Here is a 17,064-nt window from a genome sequence, read left to right as displayed (position 1 = left end):
CCCACACCTGATGGCATGAGAAGCAAATTTTAAATTTGAACGATAGGAGTGATTAAACAATAATCTGATGATTATTAACTAGTGTATCCAAATCCGTCAGCACATTGTTTAAGGTCAGTATCGCAGAACTCGAAAACTGTGAATTCTTCCCGTCGATATCCACTGAGATAATAGTGTTATTACCTTGTTGCTGCACAGAAATAAAATCTGAAATATCACTAACTCCATCCTGATAACCGATCAACAAGCCAGAAAGATCAATGCGATCAGCATTGGCATTGCTATTAAAGTCACCGACTGTGAAACCATTGGCAATATCGTGCCCGTTGCCACCGGTTGCATCATTTTGGTCAATACGTTCATAAATCAAAGTATGATGACCATTATTATGCAGATTAAAGGTGTCATCCCCACCACGACCATTGAAATAATTATCTTGGTCATTACCTGTAAAGGTATCATTACCATTACCGCCTGCAACGCCTTCAATATTTTTCAACGACACAGTATTAAACCCGGTATTTTGATAGGTTGTCTTGCTTAAATCGACATTAATCGCAGTATTACCAGCTAATTTAAAATCAATGATATCAAGACCGCCAGTATCACTCCACTTTTTTACACCATTAACAACAGTCCAGCCACCGGCACCATCATATTTATCAGTACCTTTTGTAGCATAGAATGTATCATTATACCCCGTGCCTACAATACCGTTACCTAAATTAGCATTTTTTGAACTATCCCCATGCTCCGCAGTCAATACATGGGCATCATATGCTTCACCAGCTACAAATCCGCCCCAAGCTTCATTAACTGTAGAGTCGATATTTGCACTTACGCCTTTTACGTTACGTAGTAATTTAAGTGAATAGGTCTCATTAGGATCTAATCCATAAAAATTAACAATGCCTGATGTATCACTTGTTTGGTTTCCTGACTGCGGATTTAAGATCTGGGACGCAACAAGATTACCTTTTGAATCATATAATTGCACCGTATTACCAAGGAAGGAATTGATGCCCTCTTGATCAAGAATGCGGAAATGCAAAGCAGTACCATGCGCAATTGTCGTCTTGTTTCGTACAATTTCGGTATTGCCTTGTTGCGTGAAAATCATAAGATCCTGCGCGCCATCCCAGTTAATATCGGCAACAATTGCACCCGTTACCGGATCATTTTTACCAGGACTCTTATGAGCATTAACTGTACCGTTTACACCGATAGTATTAGTTCCGCCCAAAAGATTAGATGTTGTAAAGCTATTACCAGCTGAAGTTGAATTATTGGTATAAAGATTAACCGTACCCGTCGTACCATCTGCAGTAACGCCATTACCAACAGAATAGGCCGGTAATTCGATGATATCCATTTTACCATCGCCATTCCAATCCACAGCGATCGATGGTCCACCCTGCAAATCATCCCCTAACCAATGGATATTATTAGCTGTACCAATGCCATTGGGAGCAGTCGAGCCTAGATTGCCTTTGCCATCATTGTAGAGAATACGACTTTCATACTCAGAATGGCCATCTTGAGCCTTGCCCCGACCAATAAACAAATCCATGAAACCATCGCCGTTAAAATCGGCCCATGTCATGGAAATAGCGTTGCTGGTCGTGGAATTTGCTTTGCCTGTATTCTGGAAAACACCATTAATAATCTGACTTGTAGAGTAACCATCTTTACCGTCACTTGACACAACAACCAAACGTTGTTGATCATTGCTCATACGGCGAACATCCGGCCTTTCATTACCAAGCTTACTATAACCACTAACGCCATGATAAACGAGGTCAACAATACCATCATTATTGAGATCAACACCTGAAATTTCAGGGCCAGGCTGCGCATTATAGGCATTTGAAGAATAATTAAAATTAGAGTCACCAAGACGAGAATCGGTAAAGTTTTTGTCTTTTACCATTGATTGGACATTGCCGTTGATATTGCTAACGATTTGACTGTCCCATGTACGATTAGAAGTTGAACCACTTCCAGGTGATGTAACAAAACCAGAACGACCGGGAGCGATGTTACCATAGGCAATATCAGCATAGCCATCACCATTTTTGTCAAAGCCAATAACACCGGCATATTGAGCCATTACATTGGCCTTCGGATTATAATCTGGTCCATTTCTATATTGGCTACCAATTTGATAAGACAAATAAACATTGTTGCCAATATTATAATACATTTGTTGGCCGGTTTCAGCATTACCATCATTGGAAACAAAATCCATATAGCCATCACGGTTTATATCTAACCAAGTTCCATTTTGGGTTCCAGCAGTTGGCTTATTTATTGGACCATAAACATCTTTACCCTGCAAATGTGTCTGATCAAACGAGCCAAAAGTCTTGCGATCCGTTGCGTTTTGATCCAGCACAGTTCCGTTAGTAAAAATTTTCCATTGGCCATTTTCGCCAAGCGTCATCGCTGTTGCTTTTTCATCATCATTGGCTTCAACAACTGGTGGTGGTATAGGAATTTCAATATGCAGTTCATTAGCAGTATTATCTTGTACAATAATTTCGCCAGTAGACTTATGTAAAGCTGCAACTACTTCATAAGTTCCTTCATCTAATTCATCACTATCCGGAACTTGCACAGACCATGTCATTTTGGTTTGATCAACAACAACCTGACCATTGGCAGAACTATAGGTCTTGCCATTTAGTGTCACAGTAACATATTCACCGGGCAACACCTCAAAACCTATATCACCAGTTAATACTGGAGTAGTATCTTCTGTTGTGAGAGAATCTACAGAAATACTTAATCTAACATCCACTTCGAATGCTTTAGAATAATTGCCTAAATTTCCGCCATCATCTTCAAAACGAGCTTCAAATTTATAATCTTTATTATGCTCCAAAACATCAGGTACATCGTAAGACCATTGACCACTCGCATCAATAGTTGCCGTACCAATGCGAACACCATCTTGATAGATGACCAGCTTGTAGTAATCTTTTTCAGGATTATTTAGATAGTCATCACCAACTTTACCATTAAGAGTAATTGTACGATCATCAGTTTCAGTACCAGAATCAAAGTTTCCTTGCTTAAGTCCAACATTATCAGTAAACGTATTTATTTCTGGCACCTCCGCTATCGGAGGCAAAATATGAAGTCTACCAGAAAGATTAGCACTATCTGCCGTTGTGGGCGCTATTATACTTGCTGAGAACGACAGAAAACCAGGGTTAAAATCAGGAGCACTAGTTAAATCGACCATCCAATAACCTGTAGCCGCATCGTACTGTCCATTATATACAACACCTGGATTACTTAATAATGTTAAAAATACCTCAGAGCCAGCCACCCAATCTTCAATATTGAACCAAAGAACTTTTTTCTCCTGATTGGAATCAAAACCAAGATGAATTTTGTGATCAGAAGTACTAGTTCCAACAAATGATATTGCAGCCATATTTCCCCGCCTTTTCAAAAACTACCAAGCAATGTGGTAACATTATGCAACCAAAAGCCTGAAGTTAAACAAATCATATTTCTTTGCATTGAAATAATTTGCAGTAATCATCGCCTTTTAAAACACCCTAGCAATAAATTAAACTGCTTCCTAACCCCAAGCAAAACCCCGAATAAAAATTAGTTCATCAATACTATAAAAACACAGAAAACATCAATAGATTTTTTCAAATTTTCTTTAAATAAACAAAATAATTTAGTACTAATTTAATAAATAATAATATAAATTATTTATCATTTACAACTAAACATTCTTAATCAACATACAAATTATAATTATAATCTTATAATTACATATAATTTTATATAAACTATTCATAATATAATGAAATTAAAAAATATATGAATTTATACGCAGCCTTAGCTATCGCAAGATAAAAAATCTGGTTTAAAATCTTTCGTGTGAACAGGTAGGAGCAACATCAACCACTAGAATTTTAAGTACTTAATGTTATTTTAGGTTTTTATAGAGATTTTTTTAATTATACTCGCTACCATCAGCATATTTTCCATTTTAAAACCGCTACCCCGTTATTATTGGAGAGATAAAATGACAACACACTATGACAATGACAATATTTTTGCTAAAATTTTACGCGATGAAATTCCCTCAATTCGTGTTTATGAAGATGAAAACACGATTGCACTTATGGATGTTATGCCCCAAGGCGAAGGCCATGTTCTCATTATTCCGCGCAAAGCTTCACGTAATATTCTTGATGCAGAACCAGAAGCATTAATGAAGACCATTCTTACCGTACAAAAAATTGCAAATGCCGTAAAAAAAGCTTTTAATAGCGACGGTGTAACCGTTATGCAATTTAATGAGACTGCAGGTGGCCAAAGTGTTTTCCACCTTCACTTTCATGTCATACCGCGCTTTGATGGCATTGCCTTAAAACCACATATTGGCGGCATGGCAGATGCAAATCACCTTGAAGAACAAGCAAAAAAGATACGTGCAGTCATTGAAAAATAATCATATTTTTCAATAATTTAAGAGCTTACCCCAATTTAAATTTGACTTATATTCAACTAACTGATCATGACCATGCCTAAATTTTATGAATGAGGAAACCAAATTAATATCGGTTTCAATTACTTAATAGAAAGACATGGTTATGAAATTATCAATTAACCTAATTATGCCACACAAACTAGAAAGATTAAGTGAAACTCTAACGGCCAAGCACGCTAGCTTTGACTTAAAAATTCAGCTTAATGAATTTTGTATAAAATTTATTGATTTCAAATGCCGTCACCAGCTATTAAGGTTTGATCCATATTGCGCGCTGGCTCAGTACAGCCCGCCTCGCCTATGATGCGCGCAGGCACTCCGGCAACTGTAACGCCAGCAGGCACATCTTTTAAAACAACAGAACCTGAAGCAATTTTTGAACAATGACCAACTTCAATATTGCCTAAAATTTTTGCGCCTGCACCAATCAAAACACCATGCCGGATTTTAGGATGACGATCACCGCCAGCCTTGCCTGTACCACCTAATGTTACACTATGAAGGATGGAAACATGATCTTCAACAACTGCGGTCTCACCAATAACTAAACCTGTGGCATGATCAAGAAAAATACCCTTACCAATGGTTGCAGCAGGATGAATATCTGTTTGAAAAACTGAAGATGATCGGCTTTGCAAATAATAGGAAAAATCTATGCGCCCCGCTTGCCATAAAGCATTGGCAAGTCGATAGGTTTGCAAAGCATGAAAGCCTTTAAAATATAACAAGGCATCCATTAAACGATGACATGCAGGATCCAAATCAAAAACAGCAGCAATATCTTCACTCAAGATTTCATCAAAATTTTTAATTGTTGCAGCGGCCTCGGTTAGAGTTTGCCGCAAAACATCTTGATCAAGATCTTGATGATAAAGCCGATCAACCAAACGATTAATCACCGCCATGCGCAAATTTTTATGCTTTAAAACTGCGGGATAAATAAACCCCGACATTGTATGGTCATGTTTAATGGCAGCCTCAGCTTCAAAATATATGCGGTTCCATAAATCATCAACAGCAAGTTTTCTATCAAAAAATATTGGATTAGCGGCGGAATTCATCAAGTTCATCTTTCAATTGGCATTTTTGAGCGTTGATAAAAACGCCAAACTGGAACGGTTCTACCTCTATTAGATAGCATGGCGTGCGAGAAAATCCAAAGCACCTTTTTTATAAATCTTGTCGCCGACAGCTAACATATGATCGCGCCCCTCAATAATCAAGGATTCACCACTGGGCAATAAGGCTGCCAACGCGCTAGGATCGCCGCCGATTTCGTCAGCACTACCAACAGCTACCAGCACCGGTTGTTTTATTTGGAAAACCTCACCAGCCGTGAGTTCTTTTTTTGAGGTGATAACGCAAGCTGCCAAAGCCAAACGATCACTCTGGGTCTGATCTGCAAATTTGCGAAACATCAAACCACGTTTATTGGTGATACTATCGACATCCTTTGCCAATAAGGCTTCCGCGACCGGCTCCCAACGACCAGCTCCCGTCACCATACCAATACCAAGACCGCCAAAAATAGCGCTTTTTACACGTTTTGGGTGCCGCAAACACGCAAATGCAGTAATTCTTGCTCCCATTGAATAGCCCATAATATGAGCCTTTTCTATAGCAAGATGGTCTAAGAGGCGCACTGCATCATCGGCCATAGCCTCAGGTGTGTAAGCTTGCTCGTCATGAGGTTTTTGGGAGAAACCATGCCCACGATTGTCAATTGCAATAACACGATATCCCGCGTCATTTAAGGTACGAAACCAACCTGGTGCAACCCAATTTACCCATGAAGATGATGCAAAACCATGGATCAATAAAATGGGTTCCCCCTCACCCTTATCTCGATAGGCAAGAGTGTAGCCATCACTTTCAAAATATTTAACATCATCTTTTTGCATTTTTTATTACCTAACACATTTTGCTTCTATAGCAGGGTGAACCACACAATCACCTTGCTTTAAATTCATTTTTTTAATTTCGCCAGCATTCAATTCAACAACGTAGCGGGTTGGAAAACCAGAAGAGATAAGAATAGTTGATTCCGGCGTGGTGTTATATGCAAGGGAGACAACCTTACCGTCATTATCAACGAAAACCATATCAAGTGGTAAAGGCGTGTTTTTCATCCACATCATGATATCGCGCTGTGCTGCAAAAACAAAAAGCATTGCCCGATCGGTTGGAAAATCCCTACGAAACATGAGCCCTGCTTCTAGTTCTTCAGGTTTTTGCGCAATTTCAACCGAATAATTATGTGTTCCACTCGCGGTTAAAAAACTAATTGGCGCAGAATTAACTTCCAAACGCATTGGCTCCTGCGCCATTGCATTTATTGAAAGCATAAATATAGAAACTATAGCTACAAATATCGTTTTCATCTTTAAATCCCCATCGATGATTTGCTTTACCTTGCAAAAGCTGATCTTATTTTGCAAGCAAAAATTCATAAAATCATGGCGAGCAGCATATCGCAATATATTTAACCAAGTCTGCCTTTTTTAATTTACGGTCAGTGCCATATTTTTGAAATGGCCACTCGTTACAATATAAACGGCACGATAAAAACTATACTTTTTAAAATGCCCAATCAAATTTAGGAGGATGAAATGCAAAAATATTTAGCGACAACATTTTTTTTGGCAACACTTTTAATCCCACAAAGTTTACAAGCGCAAACTCATGCGGATAATAAAAATAACTTAACCATTGAAATCTTTGAGGCAACAGATCAAGACAACGGAAGCCAATTGGGAACAGTTAATGTGGAACAATCACCTTATGGCTTAGTATTTACTCCGCATATCAAAGGTTTAACACATGGTATCCATGGTTTTCATGTTCACAGTAATGCCGATTGTGGCCCTAAAAAAGATGGAGACAAAATAATTCCGGCGGGTTTAGCTGGCGGTCATTTAGACCCAGAAAATACTGGAAAGCATTCAACGCCTTGGGATGACACAGGCCATCTAGGGGATTTACCGCCGCTCTATGCTGATGCTGATGGCAACGCCAACCTCCCAGTCCTTGCACCGAAATTAAAAAACCTTGCAAGCATTAAAAATCGATCACTCATGATCCATATTGGTGGCGAAAACTACTCAGATCATCCTCATCCACTTGGCGGCGGCGGAGCTAGGATGGCTTGCGGTGTGATAAAATAATTATGCCTTTAACAATAGAATAAATTATTTAGAGCGCGTTATCGCTTCAACAATCAAAAAGCGTGCTCTAATTATTCAAAATATGTATTCGCAACAGACAAAATAAATAACTTTACCAAAACAACAGATATTATGCAAAATTCTCTTTATCCAATCGTAAAAATGTTACTGTTAAGGTGAAGATTGAGTACCTGCAACGCTATAAAAAAATTTAAAATATATTCTTTAGAATCAATCCCCACTGACAAAAAACTGCCATTTTCCATCAGGTGTTATCCCAATACGAAAAAAAGAATAGGCGCCAATATCTTTCATCGCCTCGAAATCACCAGCTGTCATAATCTGAAAGGTTTCAACCATTTGGGCTTTGGTCAACTTATCTATTGGATAGGCAAATAAATAAGGCCAAACATAAATTTCTTGGTCTGTACCTTGATCAAGATGGACATAGCCAGAATTAAGCAAATCAATAATGATCGAAAGGATTTCAAGGCCTTCTCCATCACCAGAAATCTCTTTTAAAAACTCAATTGGATCACCCCCCTCATCGGTGAGCCGGAGTTGCGTTTCATTGTCACCTGTACCAAGCAATGGTCTTAATGCCTCTATCTCACCCGTTTTTGCAGCATTTATAATCTTTAAGCGCATATCACCAACTATTGCTGGCAAAGCAGTTTGATCATAAAGAACAACAGGTAAAGGATGAGCAAATAAATCGCCTTTACTTGCATCATCATCAAATGGCCCAAAGGCACTTTCTGGATCTGGGATATTCTTGTCGATAACTCCACGAAAATCTGGCTGTTCTATTTTTGAAAAAGCATTTTGCAACGGAGCACTTGCCAATATGAATGCAAGCCCCAGTGCCAGAATAGATTGATTTATGCTTTTTAACATGTTTACCAAATTTTATAACTGTGAATGAAATTAACGGCCTATTTGAACCTGAAAATCATATATTGCAACGAATAGTAGGCGACGAGGCTATTGTACCGTCTTATGGTTAAGAAATTCCCCCATAATTATCCGCTCGCGAATAACATCCACAAAATTTAGCGCATCTTCTTCCTGCTTAAACAAGAGTAAATGTTCGAGCGCAGTCGCAAAGGCAGCCTCTGCCAAAATTTCCGGTTCAATACCGTTAGATATACCATTTGCCCAAGCTTCTGCCTGCGTTTCACTAGCAACAAGCTTTTTTTCCTGAGCAATGATTAATGCCAGGTCATTTTGACTATTCTTCATTCTTGGTTATCTCTCTATTGATACGCAAAGAGCGACGGCACTATAATTCAACCTTAGAATATCATAATTGTTTTGGCTTTGGTAATATAACTGGAAAAAAGGTTAATTTGCTTATAATCCAATGACACAGAGATGCTAGGCGTAACAACGAATGCTAATTTAATACTAAAGCTATAACTTCAACAAATAGACTAATTACCAAAACGATCAATTAACTCTTGTGAAAGCTTTTGCCCCTCATCATTATAAAGCTTTATCGCACTTAATGCCGCTGGGGTGCATTGATAATAATTTTCTGAAAAAGCACGATAACCACTATTAAAAGCATTAGTTAATTTTGCTTTTCTTGACGCATCAGCTTGCTCGGCATTTAGGAGTAAATTCATTTTATCTCGCCATAATGAGGTTTCATCACCGCATAGACTGTAGAGATAATGGAGCGAACCTAACACTTCAGATAAACGCGTTAACTTCTTATCATAGCTAATATTTTGGGTGAAGCCTTGAGATATAGGCATAATATTGGCGATAATAATAATAATAGCTAAAACACGGTTTTTCACGAACAAAAATACCTTAATAAACGACTGCAACAAAGGCGTATCTTGTCAAAAACTTGTTAAATAAGGTTAAATCTTTTTATTATTAAGTTTTTAGTTTTTACACATATTGCTTATTTGCATCTATTATTTTGTTCATTTAAGTCTATAATAATGAAGAAAAATTTTAAACTGGATATTTCATGTGTGGTCGCTTTACCCTTTTGGCTGATACAGCAAAAATTGAGGAACAATTTGGCACGATTGTTCCAATAGCAGTACCACAATTATTTAACATTGCACCAACTCAGCCAATTCTAATCATTAAGCACCCAGAAGCTGCACGACCTGAAAACAGCAACCTTCCTCCTCATGATACCAGCCTAATGCGCTGGGGATTTATCCCAGCCTTTGCCAAAGAGCCGGATAAATGGCCGCTTACCTTTAATATTAGGGCGGAAACGGTACACATAAAAAAATCATTTAGAAATGCTCTTAACCACCGGCGAATTATCATTCCGGCAAGCGGTTTTTTTGAATGGAAAAAAAATAAAACTAAGCAGAACGAGCCATATTATATTACCTCTGCCAATAGTTCGCTCATCGGCTTTGCAGGCCTTGCTGAAACATGGAGCGGTGCAGATGGTACCGAAATTGATACCGCAGGAATTATAACCACCGCCGCCAATGATGACATAAAAATAATACATCAACGTATGCCGCTTATTATTTCAAAAGAAAACTATCAAACCTGGTTAGATGTACGCAACTACCGTGGTGAAGATGTTTTGCGAATGCTAAGCCCACTTGGTACGGAAAAATTCTTAGTGCGAAAAATATCAACTAAGGTTAATGATGTTAATTATCGCAGCGAAGACCTTTTAGATGAAATACAAGAATTAGAAACAACCAGTAAATCCCAAAGCCACCCTGACCAGCTCTCCCTTTTTTAAAAAAATAAATAATGCTTATTTTAAAAATTGCGTTTTTAAATGTTATGTTATAACAATAAAAATTATATGTCTTTAACTAGCGCAATAATGTTTTAAAGCATTGATTGTTATCAAGGCCAAATCATTTATGTGTATATAGCGGACATACTCAATTTATTTATCATTTAAACAATAGATTAAGCCCTTTGTTAGAAAGTTTAATTTCGTGTCGTCCTCATTGATAAAACTTCAACATGCCGGTATTTTTCGTAATAATCGCTGGCTAGTACGCAATATTGACATGGAATTATCGCGTGGTGAAATCATAACTCTTATTGGCCCTAATGGTTCAGGTAAAAGCACCACTGCAAAAATGGCGCTCAAAATTTTAAAGCCCAATGAGGGTACCGTTTGGCAAGCACCGAACTTACGGGTTGGCTATGTACCACAAAAGCTTAATTTCGACCGTAGCATGCCAATGAGTGTCGGGCGCTTCATGGAACTGACCCATAAATTAAAAATAGAAGATGCCAATGCAGCACTGGCTGAGGTTGGTGCATTACATTTGCGGTCCGCACAGGTTCTCGACCTATCAGGCGGAGAATTACAAAGAGTAATGTTGGCACGAGCTGCGGCAACCAAACCTGATATACTTGTTTTAGATGAACCTTTGCAAGGCGTTGACTTTAGTGGTGAAGCAGAGCTTTATGATTTGATTTCCCAATATAGAGAACGGCTTAATTGTGGAATCTTATTAATTTCTCACGATTTACATGTTGTAATGGCAGCATCCGACCGTGTGATATGCCTCAACGGCCATATTTGCTGTAGTGGCAAGCCAGAAGAAGTCGCAAAAAGCCCTGAATATGTTGCGTTATTTTCACGAAGTGGCAAAAATTCTGCTGCACTTTATCGCCACCAACATGATCACAATCACCACCCAGATGGTAGTATTTGCCAAGGCGATACATATGGCGAAAATGGCAAACATCATCATTTAATCCAGCCAGACGAAAAACCACAGGATAAGGCCAATGTTTGATGATTTTTTTGTGCGCGCCATGGTTGGTTGCATCGGTATTGCATTGGCAGCCGGCCCTTTAGGCTGCATTGTTGTTTGGCGGCGAATGGCGTATTTTGGCGATACTATGGCCCATTCTGCGCTACTTGGTGTTGCGCTCGCCCTTATGTCAAACATCAATATGACTGTCTGCATTTTCATTGTCACAACAATGCTAGCTATTATCCTTTTACTTTTGCAACGCCGACACACACTTTCAAATGACTCGTTGCTTGGTGTTTTATCCCATTCCAGCCTTGCAATTAGCTTAATTATCTTAAGCTTTTTAACAACGGTACGCCAAGATCTTGTCGCATATTTATTTGGTGACGTATTATCAGTTTCAAGGCTTGATCTTGCCATGATATGGCTTGGTGGCGTTTTAGCAATTGCGATAATTTGTATTATTTGGCGACCACTCATTGCTGGCACTGTTAACAATGACCTTGCCAAAGCAGAAGGCCTGCACCCAGAAGTGGCGCAAATCATCTTTATGCTTATGCTAGCTCTTATCATCGCAGTAGCTATAAAAATTATTGGCATTTTGCTCATTACTGCTCTTTTAATCTTGCCAGCAGCTACGGCAAGGCGTTTATCATCAACACCTGAAATCATGGCCTTGCTTTCAAGCGTCATCGGCATTATCTCTTCAACAGCTGGATTGCAAATGTCAAAAATATTCAATACGCCTTCAGGGCCATCAATTGTGGTTGCCGCCTTTGTCCTTTTTGTTATTTGCCTTTTACCATTCAGCTTGCTAAAAAACAAAACTTAGCTGCATTAAACGTGATTATCAGCTGATATTTGCTGGTATGACTTATGAAAAGAGTAATCGATGATGTCCCCAATTGGTGATCTAACAAAAAACCAAAAATTCGTTCTTGATGTTCTCAAGAAAGAACGGGCACCGTTAAGCGCTTACGCAATTCTTGACCAGTTACGTAATGATGGCTTTCGCGCTCCGCTACAAATTTATCGCGCTTTAGATAAATTGATTGCCATTGGTGCAGTGCATAAGCTTGAAAGTTTAAATGCCTATATTGCCTGCGCCCATCCCGATTGTGATGACCATCATCTCGTTGCTTTTGCTATTTGCAAAAACTGTGGCAAGGTTCATGAATTTAGTAATCACGTCATCGAACATGAAGTCCACGACCACATGCATAAGATTAATTTCCGCCCCCATGCAACAACTTTGGAAATTCGTGGCCTTTGCGAAAATTGTGCTGAAGAACCGAGTAATGCCTAGTATCACCTATAGACTTCATATCGATCATTCAACCTTATTGGCAAGTTATTTCAAAGCTAATAAGCTAAAAATATACTGATATTAGATTTTTTTATTTACTCTATGGTCTGTGTTTTCTTTTTGTCATAATTAAAGCATATTTTCCTCGAATGAATCAATTTGAGCAATTTTTGATCCTATTGCAACATTTGTCTTTGCTTTCAACTATTAACAATATGTAAAAGCAGTTTGTTATGCATAGATCAAAAATCAACGAATGCATGTAAGGTTTTTTTAAATTAAATGATCAAAACTCTATCGAAGTTTTTTTTAAGTACATTATTCATTGGGTCAATGACTGCGATTGTACAGGCGCATCCGCATATTTTCGTTGATGCAAAAGTTGAAATTCAACTTGATAAAGATGGCAAGGTTGAAAAACTCACGCAAGATTGGTTGTTTGATGCTCTATTTTCAGCTGGCGTAATTTTAGATTTTGACAAAAATGGCGACCGTTTTCTTGATCCGTCAGAACTTGCCGAAATTAGCAAAACTATTCGCGAATCTTTGGCGGAGTTTGACTATTTTCAATCGGCAACAGTCGATGGTAAATCGGTAAAATTTGCCAACCCTGATAAGCTCATTGCTGATATGAAGAATAACCAGCTTTCGCTTCATATTGAGAACAAGCCACAAAGCCCACTATATATTAAACGTGGTGGTCGTTATAGTTTTACCCTTTATGATCCAACTTTTTATGTTGCTGTAAACTTTAAACGAGATGTCGATATTTCTTTCGTGGGACTACCTTCCTTTTGCAAAGGCTACATGCTTCGCCCTGATGGCGACAAGATATTATCCAAAAGTCTTGCCAATGAAACAGAAGATTTTTTTGCCAATCCCGATGCAAGTTTTGACTTAGCCCAACGCCTTGCGCCCAAATTGGAAGTAATATGCGACAAATAAAATTTATGCCTTTGATTGCTATTTTATTTTTTTATAGCATGCTAACAAATGCCTTTGCGAGATCACCGCTTGGTATCGGCGCACCTGAGCAGCAAATTGACAGTTCATCAATTTTTTCTCAGTTTTATATGCATATTCTTCGCTGGCAACAGGTTTTTGAACACACAATAGGCGGATATCTTACTGGCATAAAAGAAAATCCACAAAATGCAATTTGGCTTATTGGTCTTTCTTTTGTTTATGGCATTTTACATGCAGCAGGGCCAGGACATGGCAAAGCTGTCATTTCTTCCTATCTAGTTGCCAATGATGCAAGTTTAAAGCGCGGAATAATCCTATCTTTTTTTTCATCTATTTTGCAAGCAGTTAGCGCTATTTTTCTCGTTCTATTGATATTCTTACTTTTGCCTGCGCGTTTGACCGAGGCAACAAATTTTCTAATAACCGGCAGTTTTATTCTGATTACGCTTTTAGGAATCTTTATGATTTGGCGTAAAATTAAACCGTATTTTCACAAAAAAAATATTAAAACCACCGTTTTTGAAAGCACATCGTCCCTAGCATTTAATCAACCAACAAGCTTAAGCTCAAGCCTTTCAGGTAAAAGCACATTAAACAATAAGCCACGATTAAACTATGAAAAAGGCGGGATTGATCATGTATTTGACGGCACAGGTGAAATTTGCAATGATTGTGGCCAAGCCCATATGATCAATCCCGATATTGTAAAAGAACCTTTACAATGGCGCCCTGCCCTTATGGCAGTCCTATCTGTCGGACTTCGGCCCTGCAATGGCGCAATATTTGTTATGAGCTTCGTGTCGCTCAATCATCTTTGGTTTATTGGCATTGTCTCAGTTTTAGCTATGTCGCTTGGCACTTTTATAACCGTTTCGCTTTTGGCTTCTCTTGCTGTCTATGCAAAAGCATTAGCACTTAAAATCTCCAATAGGCAAAGCCATTTTAAGTTTTTCAAATCTGCATTGGAATGGTGCGCCGCAATTTTTATCTTCGTTACGGGTCTTTCGCTTACTTTAACCTCGATAATAAGTTAAGATTTTTATAATGTGGCATGGTGAGTATTTGGATAGAGGCTTAAATTTAAGAACCACGTAATTTGCTTTAAAATATAAGATTTAACGCCTTGAATGTGCAAACAAATGAGATTATTAAATCTCATTATTTCCTAATAAATTAACGGCGATAAACAGGAAGACTAAGCGTGAGCGAAAACCTTATTGGACAGAAAAAAGCCTTTACATTTGAAGAGCTTTTACGCTTCTATCAAGAGTCTGGTGTTGATATCGCAATATTAGATGAACCTATCAATCGGCTTATAGCGCAGCCTGCACTTACAAATGTCCAATCTGTAACTAAGACAATAGCTAATCAACAACCGCTGCAAACCTCAACAAAAGCGACTGACAATAAAAAGCCACCTGTAAGACCTTCAAACAACGCTCGTAAAACCAATTATGTTCCCCTTGACGACCAGATTAAACTTGCACGCGAAGTTGCTATGCGTGCAAATAGTCTTGATGAGTTGCGTCAAAATTTAACCAATTTTGATGACTGCCCGCTAAAAATTACCGCTAAAAATACGTGTTTTGCTGATGGCAGCATAAAAAGTAAGCTTATGGTTATCGGCGATGTTCCAGAACGTGAGGAAGACTTACAAGGTCTACCCTTTGTCGGTCCTTCAGGTGATCTGCTTAACAAAATGTTAGCGGCAATAGGTTTTAATCGTGAAGATGTTTATATTGCCAATGTTATCGCATGGCGTCCGCCCGGTAATCGCGAACCAACACCACATGAAGTAGAATTATGCAAACCATTCATTTATCGGCAAATTGAACTTGCAAATCCTGATATTATACTAGCATTTGGTGGCACCACGACAACATGGCTTACCGGTGTTAATGAAGGTATTTTGCGCATGCGTGGCAATTGGTTAAAATTTGTAACCTCTGGCGGTAAAACTATTGGTATTATGCCGACATTTCACCCACGCTATTTATTAAGAAATCCCCTTCATAAAAAATTTACGTGGCAAGATTTACTTAGTGTAAAAATGAAAATGCGTGAATTATCAAACGAACCTCTTTAGAAATTTATTGGCTGTCCCCAATTATTAAATAAACTATTTTATTTAGAATTTGCGGCCCGCTCTTGTGGTTTTAACAAATTTAATCGACTTTCACGATAAATAATAAAAATTCCAGAACCAACGACAATACAGCTGCCAATCAGCATTTGCGTGGTTGGTACATCACCAAAAACCACATAACCAATGATAAGTCCTAGCACTAAGGACACATATTCAAAAGGTGCAACGGTTGATGGCTCAGCATAGCGATAGGCCTCCGTCATAAAAATTTGAGCAACACCACCAAAAAGACCTGCGCCAATTAATAGGCAAGCACTATGCCAATCTGGCCAAACCCAAATATTAAGCAATGAGCTTTTTATACCAAAATGGTCTAAAAAATAACCAAGTGGCCATGTTAACAAGGAAAATAAACTTGCAGAAATCATAAAATAAAGCACAATTGTTGTGGTATGCTCGGTAAAAACGAGACGGCGCACCAATAAAAGTGCGATAGCGGTTAACACAGCACTTGCAAGGGCAGCAATAGCACCATAGGCAATTGACGTATCCATTTCCTGTGCTGAAAAAACGGTCATACGTGGCCAAATAACAATTAAAACACCAATAAGCCCTGCAAAAACTGCGCTCCAGCGATATAAGCGCACTTTTTCACGTAGAAAAATGACACTTAAAATAACTAAAATAAGTGGCGCGCCATAGCTTATGGCGATAGACTCAGGCAATGGCAATAAGGTTAAAGCGTAAAAACTTGACATCATCGACAAAATACCAAATAGACCTCGCCAAATATGCCCAATAATATTGCTGGTATAAAAAGCTTTGCGCAACTCACCACGCATAAACAACCAGATAAAAACTGGCAATAGACCTAAGAAAGAGCGAAAAAAACTAAGTTCGCCGACAGGAATTCCAACCGCAGCTTTTAGTAGTGTGGACATGCTGACAAAAAGAGCAACGGCGGTGATCTTCATCCAGATACCGACCATTACATTTCCTGAAATAACAGGCGATTTATCTATAGATCCCATATTAAAGCCAACACCATTTCAATCCCAACATCCCAACACTAAATCATATTATTACTTTAATAAAATATAATATTGCAAACACCACCTCATCAGCCAACCAACCAAAACCACACATGCTCATTATTTGTGCAATTTTACATCTACTTTACTAGCATATAATAAATAATTAATTATCATAACGCTTTATTTAATATCATTGTTCTTTTAATAAACTAATAGAGTATAATGCAAAGATTATAGATATTTTTTTAAAAAATCTATTGCAGCCTTTAGAGT

17 protein-coding genes are annotated in these 17,064 nt (G+C 38.3%); 9 read left to right on the top strand and 8 right to left on the bottom strand.

Annotated elements, in window-relative coordinates; all coding sequences use genetic code 11:
- Positions 1–52: 52 nt before the first annotated feature.
- The gene (locus tag N5852_RS06940) at positions 53–3,442 is read right to left on the bottom strand and encodes a type I secretion C-terminal target domain-containing protein (RefSeq protein WP_262097111.1); all 3,390 of its coding nucleotides are present in this window, start codon (positions 3,440–3,442) and stop codon (positions 53–55) included.
- Positions 3,443–4,051: 609 nt separating this feature from the next.
- Between N5852_RS06940 and N5852_RS06935 the strand changes: the two genes are divergently transcribed.
- Positions 4,052–4,480, top strand: a complete 429-nt coding sequence (locus tag N5852_RS06935) for an HIT family protein (protein ID WP_262097110.1) — start codon at positions 4,052–4,054, stop codon at positions 4,478–4,480.
- Positions 4,481–4,749: 269 nt separating this feature from the next.
- Here N5852_RS06935 and cysE read toward each other — a convergent pair whose 3' ends face one another.
- The 3 genes from cysE to N5852_RS06920 form a co-directional block, all read right to left on the bottom strand.
- The gene (gene cysE, locus N5852_RS06930) at positions 4,750–5,580 is read right to left on the bottom strand and encodes a serine O-acetyltransferase (protein ID WP_410004202.1); all 831 of its coding nucleotides are present in this window, start codon (positions 5,578–5,580) and stop codon (positions 4,750–4,752) included.
- Between the two features lie 69 nt (positions 5,581–5,649).
- Entirely contained in the window at positions 5,650–6,420 is a 771-nt protein-coding gene (locus tag N5852_RS06925; RefSeq protein WP_262097108.1) for an alpha/beta fold hydrolase, read from the bottom strand.
- Between the two features lie 6 nt (positions 6,421–6,426).
- A complete protein-coding gene (locus N5852_RS06920; RefSeq protein WP_262097107.1) occupies positions 6,427–6,900 on the bottom strand; it encodes a DUF192 domain-containing protein in 474 nt (157 codons plus the stop codon).
- Between the two features lie 228 nt (positions 6,901–7,128).
- On the opposite strand from N5852_RS06920, the gene sodC reads away from it, so the two are divergent.
- Positions 7,129–7,683: a superoxide dismutase [Cu-Zn] SodC gene (gene sodC, locus N5852_RS06915; RefSeq protein WP_262097106.1), complete on the top strand. Its 555-nt coding sequence runs from the start codon at positions 7,129–7,131 to the stop codon at positions 7,681–7,683.
- Positions 7,684–7,914: 231 nt separating this feature from the next.
- On the opposite strand, the gene N5852_RS06910 is transcribed toward sodC, so the two are convergent.
- From N5852_RS06910 to N5852_RS06900, 3 genes are all read right to left on the bottom strand, one after another.
- Complete coding sequence (locus tag N5852_RS06910) at positions 7,915–8,580, bottom strand: hypothetical protein (protein ID WP_262097105.1); 666 nt, start codon at positions 8,578–8,580, stop codon at positions 7,915–7,917.
- An 87-nt stretch (positions 8,581–8,667) separates the two neighbouring features.
- Positions 8,668–8,925, bottom strand: a complete 258-nt coding sequence (locus N5852_RS06905; RefSeq protein WP_262097104.1) for a hypothetical protein — start codon at positions 8,923–8,925, stop codon at positions 8,668–8,670.
- A 191-nt stretch (positions 8,926–9,116) separates the two neighbouring features.
- Positions 9,117–9,488 (bottom strand): TIGR02301 family protein, encoded by a 372-nt coding sequence (locus tag N5852_RS06900; protein ID WP_262097103.1) that lies wholly within the window; start codon positions 9,486–9,488, stop codon positions 9,117–9,119.
- A 179-nt stretch (positions 9,489–9,667) separates the two neighbouring features.
- Here N5852_RS06900 and N5852_RS06895 point away from each other — a divergent pair, with 179 nt between their 5' ends.
- The 7 genes from N5852_RS06895 to N5852_RS06865 all read left to right on the top strand — a co-directional run bounded on the left by N5852_RS06895 (position 9,668) and on the right by N5852_RS06865 (position 15,757).
- Positions 9,668–10,417: an SOS response-associated peptidase gene (locus N5852_RS06895; RefSeq protein ID WP_262097102.1), complete on the top strand. Its 750-nt coding sequence runs from the start codon at positions 9,668–9,670 to the stop codon at positions 10,415–10,417.
- A 205-nt stretch (positions 10,418–10,622) separates the two neighbouring features.
- Positions 10,623–11,438: an ATP-binding cassette domain-containing protein gene (locus N5852_RS06890; RefSeq protein WP_315973207.1), complete on the top strand. Its 816-nt coding sequence runs from the start codon at positions 10,623–10,625 to the stop codon at positions 11,436–11,438.
- Positions 11,431–12,231, top strand: coding sequence for a metal ABC transporter permease (locus N5852_RS06885; RefSeq protein ID WP_262097101.1), 801 nt, complete (start codon positions 11,431–11,433; stop codon positions 12,229–12,231). Before N5852_RS06890 ends, N5852_RS06885 begins: the two co-directional genes overlap by 8 nt.
- 60 nt (positions 12,232–12,291) lie before the next feature.
- On the top strand, positions 12,292–12,705 hold the full coding sequence (locus tag N5852_RS06880; RefSeq protein WP_262097100.1) for a Fur family transcriptional regulator: 414 nt from the start codon (positions 12,292–12,294) through the stop codon (positions 12,703–12,705).
- 333 nt (positions 12,706–13,038) lie between these two features.
- Complete coding sequence (locus N5852_RS06875; RefSeq protein ID WP_262097099.1) at positions 13,039–13,650, top strand: DUF1007 family protein; 612 nt, start codon at positions 13,039–13,041, stop codon at positions 13,648–13,650.
- Complete coding sequence (locus N5852_RS06870) at positions 13,638–14,705, top strand: nickel/cobalt transporter (RefSeq protein WP_262097098.1); 1,068 nt, start codon at positions 13,638–13,640, stop codon at positions 14,703–14,705. Before N5852_RS06875 ends, N5852_RS06870 begins: the two co-directional genes overlap by 13 nt.
- Positions 14,706–14,872: 167 nt before the next feature.
- Entirely contained in the window at positions 14,873–15,757 is an 885-nt protein-coding gene (locus tag N5852_RS06865) for a uracil-DNA glycosylase (protein WP_262097097.1), read from the top strand.
- Between the two features lie 38 nt (positions 15,758–15,795).
- On the opposite strand, the gene N5852_RS06860 is transcribed toward N5852_RS06865, so the two are convergent.
- The gene (locus tag N5852_RS06860; protein WP_262097096.1) at positions 15,796–16,788 is read right to left on the bottom strand and encodes a DMT family transporter; all 993 of its coding nucleotides are present in this window, start codon (positions 16,786–16,788) and stop codon (positions 15,796–15,798) included.
- Positions 16,789–17,064 lie beyond the last annotated feature (276 nt).

Source organism: Bartonella sp. HY328 (assembly GCF_025449335.1).
Taxonomy (GTDB): domain Bacteria; phylum Pseudomonadota; class Alphaproteobacteria; order Rhizobiales; family Rhizobiaceae; genus HY038.
The sequence above is the reverse complement of the archived record's forward strand: the minus strand, read 5'-3'. Positions and strand labels throughout refer to the sequence as shown.